The organism is Proteus sp. TJ1640, assembly GCF_003144445.1.
In the GTDB taxonomy this organism is placed as follows: domain Bacteria; phylum Pseudomonadota; class Gammaproteobacteria; order Enterobacterales; family Enterobacteriaceae; genus Proteus; species Proteus penneri.
Genome location: NZ_PENY01000018.1, coordinates 193,086 through 207,912, shown reverse-complemented (window position 1 = coordinate 207,912; position 14,827 = coordinate 193,086). Strand labels below are relative to the sequence as shown.

The window sequence follows — 14,827 nt, the reverse complement described above, 5'->3', positions numbered from 1 at the left end:
GTGTTATTCACTGATGGCATTGTTGTCATTACCAGCGACATTAATGATGGAACCCAATTGTTCTCCCATTAATGTAACGGAGCCATTCATAAGATCTTTATTCAGTTGAACGGTATTTTCTGGGAAAAGATTGATGACTGTTGAGCCTAACTTGAATCGCCCCATCTCTTCACCTTTTTTCAAGAATATCGCTCCTGCTTTATCCGCTTGAGGATATGTCCAACGTTTAATAATACCTTCGCGAGGTGGCGTGACCATGCCACACCAAACCGTTTCAATACTACCGACAATTGTTGCACCAACCAAAATTTGTATCATTGGGCCAAATTGTGTTTCAAAGAGACAAATAATACGTTCATTACGTGCAAATAAATTAGGGACATTAGCCGCTGTTAATGGATTAACAGAGAAGAGATCACCTGGAACATAAATCATCTCTTTTAATAAACCATCGCAAGGCATATGAACTCGGTGGTAATCACGAGGTGAAAGATATGTCGTAATAAACTGACCATTACGGAACTTATCTGCCAACATAAAATTACCAGCAAGTAATGCTTCAAGGGTGTAGTGATGCCCTTTGGCTTGCAAGATTTGATCATCTTGAATTGGACCAAGTTGGCTTACTGCACCATCAGCTGGTAATGCAAGTTTGTCATTACCTTCAATAATAGGGCGAGCACCGTCTTTTAAGGCGCGAATAAAAAAGTCATTGAAAGTGGAATAAGCTTGAAACTGGCTATCTTTCGCTTCATTCATATCAACTTTATAAGCTTTTGCAAAAGCCTTGATAACAAACTGGGTGATAGCACCCGCTTTTTTATTTGCGAACCAGCCAGCTAACTGTGTTAGCCATAATTTAGGCAATAAATACTGTAGTTTAATTTTTAGCTTGTCCAAAATGGCAACCTCTGGGATTAAACGATAAAAATAGACAAAAGGGGTCTATTGTACTCACCCTTAATAGGGTTGTCAGTGAATCAATTGTTAAGAGTCTAAATTAATGTTCTTACGAACTTTCACCTGACTCATACTTTCTAAAATTCGATGGTAATTTTCAAATCGTGTTTCTGCAATTTCGTTGTTTCTCACCGCTTCACTTATTAAGCAACCCGGATCGTCTAAGTGCTTACAATCGCGGAATTTACAACCACCAAGATACGGTCTGAATTCAACAAAACCTTTTGTTACTTGTTCTGGCGTTAAGTGCCATAAACCAAATTCACGCACACCCGGAGAGTCAATTACATCGCCACCTTGTGGGAAATGGTAAAGGCGTGATGCTGTTGTGGTATGTTGACCTAAACCAGAGTTATCAGAAACTTGATTAACAACAATGCTTTCTTCCATTGGTGGTAACAGCGTGTTAAGTAAACTCGATTTACCAACACCAGATTGCCCTGCAAAAATAGAGATGCGTCCAATAAGCTCTTGAGTCAGCGCTTCTAATCCTTCTTTGGTATAGCTAGAGACTTCAAGGACACGATAACCAATATTTTTATAAGTTTGCATCCATTCACTAACGGTCTTACGGCTTTCTTCATCTAGCATATCGATTTTATTGAGAACAATTAAAGGCTCAACATTTAACGTTTCACATGCTACAAGGTAACGGTCGATAATATTTAACGAAAGTTCAGGCAAAATAGCCGAAACGATAATAATTTGATCAATATTAGCGGCAATAGGCTTAATACCATCATAATAGTCAGGACGAGTAAGCACTGAAGTTCGTTCGTGTACGGCTTCTACAATGCCATTTACGCGGACATTTTCTTGTGTTTGTAGCGCAGGGCGCCAAACAACTTTATCACCTGTTACCAGTGATGAAATTGTGCGTCGAATATTGCATCGTGTAATTGTGCCGTCAGCTGCTTCGATATCTGCATGTTGACCAAAACGGCTGATCACTAGCCCTTCGGTTACTTCGCCTAATTGCGTATCGTCTAATTCAACGTGGTTTTTTTTCTCTTTGCTCTGCAAACGCTTTTTATGATTTTCTTGTACTCGGCGTTGCTGGCCTTTAGATAATTTACGTTTTGTCACCGATCCTCACTTGTATTATTCGGTTAGATGTTCTTCTATCGTGCTTATTGAGTAAACGCGCTATGATAAACGCTAAAATATCATGTCTCACACTTAGAAACAGCTAGGATATATTATGTCAAAAAGCGAGAACAATCTGATCTGGATAGATCTGGAAATGACAGGCCTTGATCCTGAATGTGACCGTATCATAGAAATTGCCACTATCGTGACAGATCCTCAACTTAATATTTTAGCCGAAGGCCCAGTAATTGCAGTACATCAATCTGATGAACAATTAAGCTTAATGGATGAATGGAATACACGTACCCACACAGGTAGTGGCTTAGTTGAGCGCGTAAAAGCCAGTTCATATGATGATAATTCAGCACAAAAAGCGACAATTGAATTCCTAGAAAAATGGGTACCGAAAGGCGTATCACCTATCTGCGGTAATAGTGTGGGGCAAGATAGACGTTTTCTATATCGTTATATGCCAGAACTAGAGCAATATTTTCACTACCGTTATCTTGATGTGAGCACATTAAAAGAATTAGCACGTCGTTGGAAACCTGAAATTTTAGAAGGTTTTGAGAAAAAGAATACTCATCAGGCATTGGATGATATTCGTGAATCCATTGCAGAGCTTGCTTATTATCGTAAAACCTTTATTAAAGAGTAAAAAGCGTGCATTCATGATTGATATTACATCACTATGATGATTTTATCGGCATGTAATCAAAAAAACGCATTTTTTTGTTGATAAGGGCTTGCGGTTAAGCATTTTTCTCGTATAATGCGCTTCCCGTACCGATGAAGAATTTTATTTGTACGGGTGTAAGAAAGACGCGGGAATAGCTCAGTTGGTAGAGCACAACCTTGCCAAGGTTGGGGTCGCGAGTTCGAGTCTCGTTTCCCGCTCCAATCTTTCTTAGACAGTTATTAGTTGTGTTATGCGATGCGGGAATAGCTCAGTTGGTAGAGCACAACCTTGCCAAGGTTGGGGTCGCGAGTTCGAGTCTCGTTTCCCGCTCCAACTCTTTTATACTAGTGATTGTCAAAACTTACCAGATGCGGGAATAGCTCAGTTGGTAGAGCACAACCTTGCCAAGGTTGGGGTCGCGAGTTCGAGTCTCGTTTCCCGCTCCAAATCTTTTATACTAGTGATTGTCAAAACTTACCAAATGCGGGAATAGCTCAGTTGGTAGAGCACAACCTTGCCAAGGTTGGGGTCGCGAGTTCGAGTCTCGTTTCCCGCTCCAAGTCTTTTATACTAGTGATTGTCAAAACTTACCAAATGCGGGAATAGCTCAGTTGGTAGAGCACAACCTTGCCAAGGTTGGGGTCGCGAGTTCGAGTCTCGTTTCCCGCTCCAAGTTTTTCTCTTCTGTCTTACCAAATCTCATTTTTAATCCCCATAAAGAAATTTTAAGTTTTTTCTCTCACATTTTTTAATATCGACTACACTGTTTTAGGGTGCAGATTGAGGGATGTAACTTAATACGCGTAAAAAGAGCGTGCGGAATATTTGTTCAAAAAAGAAAATGTCATTACTACATGTAAGATCAAGCTATTTTTTTGTGATCTATCTTTGATCTTTGCTTGCATTTCTAATTTGACAGCACTAGAATGTGCGCCTTTCCTCATTTAGAGGGGAAATCAGAGGCAAGATCATTTTTTAGGTTTTAGGCCTTTATTCTGTTAAACATGCATTGAATAGTATTTTAGAAAAAGAAAAGGGTTTCTCAGGCTTTTCTTTAAAAAAATGTGATATATATTCTACTATTCTTAAAATCTTTCCAAATCGATTTATCCACAGTGAGATGCTAATAATAACCGCATCTAAGCACTATTTATTTTTTTACTGCACAGAGTTATCCACAAGTACGTATCCTTAAGTGATAAGGATATTATTCTCTTCAATAAATTGATTGGATTTTATATCTAATTGATAACTAAGTTCATTTTATTTTTTTAAATTTTGAGTCTTAGTTCGCTTGAATTTTTTGTTCATGTTGATAGACAAGGGATTTTTATTTTATTCACAGAGGAAATTAATGGTTACTCGTAATGTGTTTAATCTGTTAAAAATTAAGCATCACGAGGTAAGCCTTTAGTTATCGCCCTTACTAAGCGTTTTTGTTGTGAAGTCTGTATTTTTACTTCTTTTTTATTTCTCTTCGCTGTCTGTTGTGCAATCGCCCAGTTTAAATGTTCATCTAAAACATCACTCAATCCAAAGCGTTCTTGCAGGGCAAGTATAATTTTATCTTGATAAGGTGCATTTCCTAACGCCACGCTAATATTTCTAAGCCAACGTAAATAGCCAATACGACGGATCGGGGAACCTTCGGTGATACGCAGAAATTTATCCTCACTCCATTGAAACAGATCGAGTAATTCTGGGGTATGAAGCGCTCTTCTTGGGGAGAAATCGTCTTCGTCAGTCAGTGATGAAAAACGATTCCAAGGACAGATAAGCTGGCAATCGTCACAACCATAAATACGATTACCCATTAGAGGGCGAAATTCTTCAGGAATAGCTCCATCGAGCTCGATGGTGAGATAAGAAATACAACGGCGAGCATCAATGGTATAAGGTTCAACAATGGCACCTGTCGGACAGGTTGTCATACAGGCGACACATTTACCGCATTGTTCTTCAACAGGGCTATCAGTAGGTAATGGCAAATCAATCAGTAGTTCACCAAGGAAAAACCAAGAGCCTGCTTGATTGTTAATTACAAGTGAGTGTTTACCAACCCAACCAAGCCCAGCCTTAACGGCTAATGGGCGCTCCATAATCGGTGCTGAATCAACGAAAGGACGAAAGTTGACTATCCCTTGATATTCAAATTGCTGACAATATTGTGAAATTCTTTCGCCGAGTTTTTTAAGACGCTGTCTTAATACTTTGTGATAATCCCTACCAAGCGCATAACGGCTGATATAGCCTTGTTCTGGATTATTTAAGGTGCGTGCAAAAGCCGCATCCGTAGGGAGGTAATTCATTCTGACACTGATAACACGTAATGTACCCGGAACCAATTCGTGAGGTCTGGCTCGTGTCATTCCATATTTTTCCATCCATGCCATTTCACCATGATATTGCTTATCTAACCACGCTTGCAGGCGAGGTTCTTCAAGTGATAAGTCAGTATCACATATTCCTGTTTGTTGAAAACCTAGCTCAGAGCCCCATAATTTTATGTTTTGAGCGAGAAGATTAAGATCAAGTGATGACATGAATAAACCAAATCAATAAATAGGTAAGAGGTGAGTCCTAAGAGCGCGCAGTGTATCATAGTGAGGCAGTAGGAAAAATCTTCGCAATAAATAGATTTATGGTATGGTTATTTGATAGTGATTTCGATAACTATTTGCCTTAAGAAAACATATAAAGCTTAGTATTTGATATTCTCCAACGATCTCACTTTATTAAGCGGTTATAACTTAACAATAGATTATATAAATATGAAAGAATGGGTTGTTACATTAGAAGATGAAGCGGCAACAGTTGAACTCGGGCGTACTGTTGCAATGGCAACGGAGCATCACGGATTGATCATTTATTTATATGGCGACCTTGGTGCTGGAAAAACAACCTTTAGCCGCGGCTTTTTACAAGCGCTGGGTCATCAAGGACATGTAAAAAGCCCAACGTATACATTAGTTGAGCCTTATATGCTGTCGCCAAATCCAGTTTATCATTTTGATCTTTATCGTTTAGCTTCTGCTGAAGAGTTGGAGTTTATGGGGATACGTGACTATTTTGAGCAAGACGCGTTATGCCTTATTGAATGGCCATCGCAAGGCGAAGGCTTTTTACCTAACGCGGATTTAGAACTTCATCTAAGTTATGAAGATGAAGGTCGAAAAGCGCGTTTTGTTGCCCTTTCACAAAGAGGGAATACTGTTTTATCCCGTATTCAGTCTGCATAAAGGAATATTGATTATGTCGAGTCTCATTACTATTGTGAGTCAAAGTCAGCGCTATGTTGTTGCCTTTCTGTTGGTTGTTTTGTCTTTATTTTTTGTGCAAACAGCACAAGCCGCTACTGTGACAGAAGTGAAAGCAGAAAACAGCATTTCAGCAACAATCCTCACATTTACGTTTAGTGATGGGAAGCCGAGTTATCGATATTATTCATTAAAAAGTCCTGACCGTTTGGTGATGGATTTTAAACAGAGCACAAAAATCACGGGATTACCGGCAATACTAGGTAATGGGCAGTTAGCTCATAAAATCCGCTCAACGCAATCAAAAGATAGCCAATACCAAAGTATGGTTGTAGAACTTGCTCAGCCCGTTGTGGTGACGGAGAGTTTAGTGAATGTAGGTGGTGGATATAAGTTAGTGCTTACTATAAAGGCTATGAATAGTCGACAAAATAGCAATGCACAATCAACAGTCACTGTTGTTGCGTTATCACCGACAACAATGACGGCATCAGCCTCAAATACAAATAGAGAAATGGCGCCTTTAACCATGACACCTAAAGCAGAGGTTGCTCCAGTTGCTCCTATTGTGAAACCTCGCACCACTCCATCAAAGCCACAAGCGGGCTCTCGCCAAATTATTATTGCGATAGATGCAGGACATGGTGGGCAAGATCCGGGTGCGATTGGTCAGAAAGGTAATCGTGAAAAAGACGTGACATTAAGTGTAGCAAGAAAGTTGGAAGCTCGATTACGTAATGATCCTATGTTTAAACCTGTTCTAACACGTAGTGGTGATTATTTTATCTCAGTTGCGGGGCGCTCTGAAGTTGCCCGTAAGCAAAGTGCAAATATGTTAGTGTCTATTCATGCTGACTCAGCACCAAATCGTAGTGCAAGAGGCGCTTCTGTGTGGGTGCTTTCTAATCGTCGAGCAAACAGTGAATTAGGTAAGTGGCTTGAACAAAGTGAAAAACAATCAGAATTGTTAGGCGGTGCTGGTGATGCTTTATCAGAAGGTGCTGATCCTTATTTAAGTCAAACGGTGCTCGATTTGCAGTTTGGTAATTCACAGCGAGTGGGTTATGACGTCGCCGTTGCTGTATTGTCTGAGCTAAGAAAAGTGGGTTCATTACATAAGAAAACACCAGAGCATGCCAGCTTAGGGGTTTTACGCTCACCAGATATCCCTTCAATTTTAGTTGAAACAGGTTTTATCAGCCACGCGTCAGAAGAGCAGTTACTGATTTCTAATGCTTATCAAGAAAAGCTCGCGGCATCTATTCACGCAGGTTTAAGAAATTATTTTCTGGCTCACCCTTTACAAAACGCGCCTAATTGATTGAGTAGAATGGAATAAAGGTAATGGCGATAAATTTATTACCTCCTCAGCTTGCAAACCAAATTGCCGCAGGGGAAGTTGTTGAAAGACCAGCCTCTGTTGTTAAAGAGCTGCTGGAAAATAGTTTAGACGCAGGCGCGACCTCGATTGATATTGATATCGATAAAGGTGGCGCTAAGCTAATTCGTATTCGTGATAATGGATGCGGTATCAATCGTGATGATTTGAAGTTAGCACTTGCTCGCCATGCAACTAGCAAAATATCAACTCTTGACGATCTTGAAGCCATAATGAGTATGGGGTTTCGTGGAGAAGCATTAGCGAGCATTAGTTCTGTTTCCCGTTTGATCCTGACATCACGTACTCAAGATCAAGAAGAAGCATGGCAAGCTTATGCAGAAGGCAGAGATATGGCAGTCACCATTAAACCTGCCGCTCATCCTGTGGGAAGTACAGTTGAAGTTCTTGATCTGTTTTATAACACGCCCGCAAGACGTAAATTTTTACGGACTGAAAAAACAGAATTTGCACATATTGATGAAGTGATTCGTAGAATTGCGTTATCGCGTTTTGATGTCACTATCAATCTTACTCATAACGGCAAACGTGTTCGGCAATACCGGGCAGTAAAAGATGAAAGTCAGCAAAATCGCCGTTTGAGTACGATTTGTGGAAATAATTTTGTCAATCAATCAATGCAGTTATCGTGGGAACATGGTGATTTAGCAATAAAAGGTTGGGTAGAACATCCTTTATCACCAGTGCAAAGTAGTGAAATTCAGTATTGCTATGTGAATGGACGAATGATGCGTGATAGATTAATTAATCATGCTATTCGCCAAGCTTACGAAGGTTATTTGCAAGGAGAACAGCAACCTTCTTACATTTTGTATTTAAGTGTTGATCCTCACCAAGTCGATGTTAATGTCCATCCCGCTAAACATGAAGTTCGCTTTCATGAATCTCGCTTGGTTCATGATTTTATCTATCAAGGTGTGTTGAGTGTTTTACGACAAGCAACCCAAGAACCTTTATCATTAGCTTCAGATGATGAAGAAGAACACGAAACAGCGTTAAACTTCCCTGAAAATCGTCAAGTTGCAGGTGAAAACGTATTTTCTCAGCCTTATCAAGCACCAATAGCTCAAACTCCGTCAAATCGATCATCATCACACCATTACAGTGAACGAGAGCACAACAGTAACTCACATCAAAAGCAAGCCTCTCAATTTGGAGGTCGCCATCAGTTTGGTGAAAGTTATCAGCGGACACAAGGTGCGCTTTATCAAAAAATGATGCAAGAAAGTGTATCAACATCAAAAGATAAAGAAAAAATACCCCTATTTCCTGAGCGTGCCCCATTGAATTTAGGTGAAATCGTTCATACAACTAATAATATCGAAGAAGGTACTATTTCGGTGATGCCTCGTTCCGTCAATGCGAAAGATGGACAAACTGATTATACTTTTGGGCGAGTATTGGCAATTTATCAGCACAAATATGCGTTAATAGAATCTTCACAAGGTCTTGGGCTGTTATCATTGGAAGAAGCAGATTTTCTGTTAAAATGTGCGCAATTACTGCCTAAAGATGAAACATTGAAGCCACAACCTTTGCTAGTGCCTTTAAAGTTGGCGTTGAGTAAAGAGGAGATTAGTGTATTCAATCAGTTTCAGTCGCTAATCAGTCATTTCGGGATCGTTATCGAAATTTCTCACGGTAAAGCAACAATACATGCAGTGTCGTTACCTTTGCGTCAGCAAAATTTACCCGTGTTACTGACAGCATTATTCGCTTATTTGTCAGCAGAGCAATCTTGTACCGAGCAACAACTTGGACAGTGGTTTGCAAAACAATTAGGGGCAGAGCAGACGCAATGGTCGCAAGCTCAAGCAGTAGGACTATTGGCTGATATTGAAAGACTCTGTCCTCAATATGTCAGACAGCCAGCAAAAAACTTATTACAATTAATTGATTTACAACCGGTGGTAGTGGCATTAAATAATGAGCGAAGTGAACACGCAAATAAAACCTAAAGCAATTTTTCTAATGGGACCTACAGCGTCAGGTAAAACAGCATTAGCAATTGCACTGAGACAGAAACTGCCTGTAGATATTATTAGCGTGGATTCAGCTCTTATCTATCGTGGTATGGATATTGGTACAGCAAAGCCAGATGCGAATGAGCAATCGCTTGCTCCACATCGATTAATTGATATTCTAGACCCCGCATTTCCCTATTCTGCTGCAGATTTTCGACGAGATGCATTAAATGCAATGGAAGAAATTACTGCAGTTGGACGAATTCCACTATTAGTGGGTGGGACTATGCTATATTTTAAAGCGTTACTTGAAGGTCTATCGCCTTTACCTAGTGCCAATTCGGATGTTCGTGCTGAAATAGAAAAAAAAGCAGCAGAGCAAGGGTGGGAGGCAATACATAAAGAGTTAGCGTTAGTTGATCCTGTTGCAGCGCAACGGATCCATCCTAATGATCCTCAACGGCTTTCTCGTGCGTTAGAAGTTTACCTGATTTCAGGTAAGACAATGACGGAATTGACAAAAATATCAGGCGAGTCTTTGCCCTATGATGTTTATCAATTTGCGATTGCTCCGAAAGACAGAAATGTTCTTCACCAACGCATTGAAGCTCGTTTTAAACAGATGTTAACGTGTGGATTTGAAGATGAAGTAAAATCATTGTATGAACGGGGCGATTTGCATGAAGATTTACCTTCTGTACGTTGTGTCGGTTATCGCCAGATGTGGTCATATTTATCAGGCGAAATAGATTATGATGAGATGGTTTATCGAGGGATCTGCGCGACCCGGCAATTAGCGAAGCGACAAATCACCTGGTTAAGGGGTTGGAATAACATTCACTGGCTTGACAGTGAAGATCCAAAACAATCTCTTGACACTGTTTTGCAGGTAGTTAGTGCATAGATGGTAGGTTTGTGTAAAATTGATAGTTGCCAAAGCGCAATTTTTGAGTAGTTCATTTTTCGAACCAATTGGGTTCTAATATAAAACAACAAAATAAGGAAAACATAGAATGGCTAAGGGGCAATCTTTGCAAGATCCTTTCTTGAACGCATTACGTCGTGAAAGGGTTCCCGTTTCTATCTATTTGGTAAACGGCATTAAATTGCAGGGTCAGATCGAATCTTTTGACCAATTTGTTATTTTGCTGAAAAACACAGTCAGTCAGATGGTATATAAACATGCTATCTCTACCGTGGTACCTTCGCGTCCTGTTTCTCATCATAGCAATACAGGCACGAACCAAACTGGTACAGGCTACAATGGTGGTGCTGCTCAGCAGGATGATGTTGCAGAATAATAATCCAATATTATTCTTGATATAAGAAAAACATAGGTAGGGAGACTTTACCTATGTTTTTTCCTGTTTTTATAAAGTCCAAGAGGTTTCGCCTTTGTTTGATCGTTATGAAGGTGGCGAATTAGCCGTTTTAGTACACGTCTTCTTTTCTCAAGAAAAGGACGTTGATGATTTGCAAGAATTTGAATCTTTGGTGACATCTGCGGGTGTTAAGCCAGTTCAGATTATTACAGGAAATCGTAAAGCACCTCATCCCAAATATTATGTCGGTGAAGGTAAGGCAGAAGAAATTGCCGAGGCTGTAAAAGCAAGTGGTGCAGATGTTGTTTTATTTAATCATGCACTGACACCTGCACAAGAGCGAAATCTGGAAAGACTTTGTGAATGCCGAGTGGTTGATCGCACGGGAGTTATCCTTGATATTTTTGCTCAAAGAGCAAGAACCCATGAAGGAAAACTACAGGTAGAACTCGCCCAGTTACGTCACTTATCAACCCGTTTAGTCAGAGGGTGGACTCACCTTGAAAGACAAAAAGGGGGGATTGGGTTACGAGGACCAGGCGAAACTCAGCTAGAAACAGACCGCCGCTTACTCCGAGGTAAAATTAGTCAAATTCTAATGCGATTGGGTAGAGTTGAGCGTCAGCGTGAACAAGGACGACAAGCGCGGAGTAAAGCTGATATTCCAACATTATCCCTTGTTGGTTACACGAATGCGGGGAAATCGAGTTTATTTAATCATATTACCTGCTCTGATGTATATGCAGCAGATCAGTTGTTTGCAACATTAGATCCTACATTAAGACGTATTCAAGTTGAGGATGTGGGAACGGTTGTATTAGCCGATACTGTTGGATTTATTCGACATTTACCTCATGATCTTGTTGCTGCTTTTAAAGCCACTTTGCAAGAAACACGAGAAGCAACCTTACTTCTTCATGTTATTGATGCAGCAGATAGTCGTTTTGAGGAAAATATTCATGCCGTTGAAAGTGTATTAGAAGAGATTGATGCTCAAGAGATACCAACACTGCATGTTATGAACAAAATTGATCTTCTTGAAGACTTCACTCCAAGAATTGATCGAAATGAAGAAAACTTACCCGTTAGGGTTTGGGTTTCGGCACAAACAGGCGAAGGTATTCCTCTGTTGTATCAGGCGTTGACAGAACGTCTTTCAGGTGAGATCGCACACTTAGAATTACGTTTACCGCCAGAAGATACAGGGCGCTTGCGTAGCCGCTTTTATCAATTACAGTCAATAGAACGTGAATGGATTGAAAAAGACGGTAAAGTTGGACTAATCATACGTATGCCTATGATAGACTGGCGCCGCCTTTGCAAGCAGGAACCCAATTTATTGGATTACGTGGTCTGATATTCGGCCATAATAATGAACATTAACTGAGAGCTGGCGACGAAATCGGCTCTTAAGCCTGATAAATCTAATCATAATAATGGAGCTAGAACATGGCGTGGAATCAGCCCGGTAACAACGGACAAGACCGCGACCCGTGGGGTAACCGAAACAGCGGCAATAATAATGGCGATGGTAACGGTAACTCCAACGGCAATCAAGGAGGTCGGAATCGTGGAGCATCAGATCTCGATGATATGTTCCGTAAACTGAGTGAAAAACTTGGTGGTTTCGGTGGTAAAAAAGGTGGGAACTCCTCTTCTGGGCAAAATGGCGGGCCTCGTGGTAATGCTGGAAATCTTTTGATTTCTCTTGCATTAGGTGCGGTTGTCGTAGTTTGGGCTGCAAGTGGTTTTTATACCATCAAAGAGGCAGAGCAAGGCGTAGTGACTCGTTTTGGTAAATTTTACCAAATCGTTGAACCCGGTCTGAACTGGAAACCGACTTTTATTGATGAAGTTCAGCCTGTTAACGTAAAAACTATCCGTGATTTAACTACGGGTGGCATGATGTTAACGTCAGATGAAAACATGGTTCAAGTTGAGATAAACGTGCAGTATGTTGTCTCTGATCCAGAAACATTCCTGTTTAACCTAACAACACCAATTAACAGCTTAGGTCAGGCAACTGACAGTGCTGTACGTGGTGTTATTGGTCGTTCAGAAATGGAAAAAATTCTGACTTCAAACCGTTCAGAAATTCGTGACCAAACACGTCAAGAATTAGAAGAGACTATCCGCCCGTATAACATGGGTATCTCGATTGTGGACGTCAACTTCCAAGTTGCGCGCCCACCAGAAGCGGTAAAAGCAGCATTTGATGACGTAATTGCGGCTCGTGAAGAAGAACAAAAAACTATTCGTCAAGCTGAAGCTTATAAAAACGAAGTGTTACCGTTAGCAAAAGGTAACGCACAACGTATGATTGAAGAAGCGACGGCTTATAAAACCAGTGTGGTGATGAAAGCAGAAGGTGAGGTAGCAAGTTTTGCTAAAATCTTACCTGAATATCGTGCTGCTCCTGAAATTACTCGCGAGCGTCTTTACATTGAAACGATGGAAAAAGTGCTGTCCAAAACACGTAAAGTCATCGCTAATGATAAAGGCAACAGCATGTTAGTGCTACCTTTAGAGCAAATGCTACGTCAGCCATCTCATACGGGTGTATCAAATACCCCTGAGGCGTCGGCTCGTATCAACACACCCGCTCCAACTGTAAATCCAACACCGACACAAAAACCAGCAACAACGACTTATGGTAATGGTGGATATGGTAGTAGTAATAATGGCGGTTATGGTCAGCCTTACGGCAATAATCAAGGAGGACAATAATCATGCGTAAAGTTATCGCTGTTGTTGCAGTTATTATTTTAGCGTTGTTGTACTCTTCTGTATTTGTCGTTCAACAGTATGAGCGTGGCATTATTTTACGCTTTGCGAAAGTGGTACGTGATGCTGAAAATAAACCGGTTGTTTATGAGCCAGGTCTTCACTTTAAAATTCCATTTATTGAGAATGTGAAAAAACTGGATGCGCGTATTCAAACCATGAATATCCAGCAAGACCGCTTCTTATCCGGTGAGAATAAAGACTTATTAGTTGACTCTTATCTGAAATGGCGTATCAGTGATTTCAGTACTTACTATCTGGCAACAGGTGGTGGTAATACAACGCAAGCTGAAACTTTACTGCGTCGTAAATTTAGTGACCGTTTACGTTCAGAGATTGGTCGTATGAGCGTAAACCAAATTATTACAGATTCTCGTGGTCGTTTAACCATTGATGTTCGTAATGCTCTGAATGAAGGTACACCTTCTCGTGATACAAGTGCTGCTGATGATGCTATTGCTATTGCAGCGAAGAAGGTAGCTGAAGAAACTAAAGGTCAAGCTCCCGCTATCAATATGAACAGTATGGCGGCATTAGGTATTGAAGTGATTGACGTTCGAATCAAGCAAATCAACCTACCTATGGAAGTTTCTGAGGCGATTTATCAGCGTATGCGTGCAGAACGTGAGGCCGTTGCTCGTCGTCACCGTTCACAAGGTCAAGAGCAAGCTGTGAAAATTCGTGCTGCTGCGGATAAAACCGTAACAGAGACACTTGCTGAGTCTGAGCGTGAATCTTTACGTCTTCGCGGTGAAGGTGATGCCCAAGCAACTAAACTGTTTGCTGATGCATTCAGCCAAGATCCAGACTTCTATGCCTTTATTCGTAGCTTACGTGCTTATGAGAAAAGCTTTAACCAAGATGGCAATGACGTCATGGTATTAAGCCCAGATAGCGATTTCTTACGCTATATGAAAGCACCAACAAAAGCGCGAGCGATTGAAGAGTAATTTCCAAACGTATTAAACCGTTTGAGTAAATTATAAAATCCTCCATCTTTAAAAAGTGGGGGATTTTTTTTTGGATATTAATAAGTTAATGCTAATAATCAAGCTAAGAAATAAATAATTGTGTATAAAAAGATGAAAATTTATGCTTAATGGTTTCCAAAATGGTTTTAGCTGGGATAGTATAAAGTGAAAATTGCATTTCAAGATAAACCTTCGGCAATTCCGAAGCGTCTTCTTCGCCATTTTCACTTTTATGTCACTCTGCTTCCTATTTTTGCGATCAAAACTGTTGATGAAAGTCACAATATGTTTGTGGTGCGGATTTTTCGGGCAAAAATATTGACAATGGCAAGATAATCTATTGCTTAAAAGCGGGGATGACATAATTAGATAAAATCTACTGTAACTCTTGATTTGAGATGG

The 14,827-nt window shown here is 40.4% G+C and carries 13 protein-coding genes and 5 tRNA genes; 15 read left to right on the top strand and 3 right to left on the bottom strand.

Annotation, left to right across the window (positions count from 1 at the left end):
• Window positions 1-3 precede the first annotated feature (3 nt).
• Together asd and rsgA are read right to left on the bottom strand one after the other, a co-directional pair.
• Window positions 4-900, bottom strand: coding sequence for an archaetidylserine decarboxylase (asd, locus tag DK861_RS07185; protein ID WP_072064586.1), 897 nt, complete (start codon window positions 898-900; stop codon window positions 4-6).
• Window positions 901-987: 87 nt separating this feature from the next.
• A complete protein-coding gene (rsgA, locus tag DK861_RS07180; protein WP_109399676.1) occupies window positions 988-2,046 on the bottom strand; it encodes a small ribosomal subunit biogenesis GTPase RsgA in 1,059 nt (352 codons plus the stop codon).
• Window positions 2,047-2,161: 115 nt separating this feature from the next.
• Here rsgA and orn point away from each other — a divergent pair, with 115 nt between their 5' ends.
• The 6 genes from orn (at window position 2,162) to DK861_RS07150 (ending at window position 3,400) form a co-directional block, all read left to right on the top strand.
• Entirely contained in the window at window positions 2,162-2,707 is a 546-nt protein-coding gene (gene orn, locus DK861_RS07175) for an oligoribonuclease (protein WP_006535770.1), read from the top strand.
• A gap of 166 nt (window positions 2,708-2,873) precedes the next feature.
• Window positions 2,874-2,949 (top strand) — tRNA-Gly (locus DK861_RS07170).
• A 36-nt stretch (window positions 2,950-2,985) separates the two neighbouring features.
• Window positions 2,986-3,061 (top strand) — tRNA-Gly (locus tag DK861_RS07165).
• Window positions 3,062-3,098: 37 nt separating this feature from the next.
• A tRNA-Gly gene (locus DK861_RS07160) sits at window positions 3,099-3,174 on the top strand.
• A 37-nt stretch (window positions 3,175-3,211) separates the two neighbouring features.
• Window positions 3,212-3,287 (top strand) — tRNA-Gly (locus DK861_RS07155).
• A gap of 37 nt (window positions 3,288-3,324) precedes the next feature.
• Window positions 3,325-3,400: transfer RNA gene (locus DK861_RS07150), tRNA-Gly, on the top strand.
• 716 nt (window positions 3,401-4,116) lie between these two features.
• On the opposite strand, the gene queG is transcribed toward DK861_RS07150, so the two are convergent.
• Window positions 4,117-5,271: a tRNA epoxyqueuosine(34) reductase QueG gene (gene queG, locus DK861_RS07145; protein ID WP_109399675.1), complete on the bottom strand. Its 1,155-nt coding sequence runs from the start codon at window positions 5,269-5,271 to the stop codon at window positions 4,117-4,119.
• 228 nt (window positions 5,272-5,499) lie between these two features.
• Here queG and tsaE point away from each other — a divergent pair, with 228 nt between their 5' ends.
• From tsaE to DK861_RS18285, 9 genes are all read left to right on the top strand, one after another.
• Window positions 5,500-5,967 carry a tRNA (adenosine(37)-N6)-threonylcarbamoyltransferase complex ATPase subunit type 1 TsaE gene (tsaE, locus tag DK861_RS07140; RefSeq protein WP_072064583.1) on the top strand — a complete coding sequence of 156 codons (468 nt, stop codon included), beginning with the start codon at window positions 5,500-5,502 and terminating at the stop codon, window positions 5,965-5,967.
• Between the two features lie 13 nt (window positions 5,968-5,980).
• A complete protein-coding gene (locus tag DK861_RS07135; RefSeq protein WP_072064582.1) occupies window positions 5,981-7,306 on the top strand; it encodes an N-acetylmuramoyl-L-alanine amidase in 1,326 nt (441 codons plus the stop codon).
• 23 nt (window positions 7,307-7,329) lie between these two features.
• Window positions 7,330-9,342, top strand: coding sequence for a DNA mismatch repair endonuclease MutL (gene mutL / locus DK861_RS07130; protein ID WP_109399674.1), 2,013 nt, complete (start codon window positions 7,330-7,332; stop codon window positions 9,340-9,342).
• Window positions 9,311-10,252, top strand: a complete 942-nt coding sequence (gene miaA / locus DK861_RS07125) for a tRNA (adenosine(37)-N6)-dimethylallyltransferase MiaA (protein ID WP_072064581.1) — start codon at window positions 9,311-9,313, stop codon at window positions 10,250-10,252. Before mutL ends, miaA begins: the two co-directional genes overlap by 32 nt.
• A 109-nt stretch (window positions 10,253-10,361) precedes the next feature.
• On the top strand, window positions 10,362-10,649 hold the full coding sequence (hfq, locus tag DK861_RS07120) for an RNA chaperone Hfq (protein WP_075672788.1): 288 nt from the start codon (window positions 10,362-10,364) through the stop codon (window positions 10,647-10,649).
• Between the two features lie 94 nt (window positions 10,650-10,743).
• A complete protein-coding gene (hflX, locus tag DK861_RS07115) occupies window positions 10,744-12,027 on the top strand; it encodes a ribosome rescue GTPase HflX (protein WP_109399673.1) in 1,284 nt (427 codons plus the stop codon).
• Between the two features lie 92 nt (window positions 12,028-12,119).
• Window positions 12,120-13,397 carry an FtsH protease activity modulator HflK gene (gene hflK, locus DK861_RS07110; protein WP_109399672.1) on the top strand — a complete coding sequence of 426 codons (1,278 nt, stop codon included), beginning with the start codon at window positions 12,120-12,122 and terminating at the stop codon, window positions 13,395-13,397.
• Window positions 13,398-13,399: 2 nt separating this feature from the next.
• Window positions 13,400-14,404: a protease modulator HflC gene (gene hflC / locus DK861_RS07105; protein ID WP_006535753.1), complete on the top strand. Its 1,005-nt coding sequence runs from the start codon at window positions 13,400-13,402 to the stop codon at window positions 14,402-14,404.
• Window positions 14,405-14,590: 186 nt separating this feature from the next.
• On the top strand, window positions 14,591-14,761 hold the full coding sequence (locus tag DK861_RS18285; RefSeq protein ID WP_164525857.1) for a hypothetical protein: 171 nt from the start codon (window positions 14,591-14,593) through the stop codon (window positions 14,759-14,761).
• Window positions 14,762-14,827 lie beyond the last annotated feature (66 nt).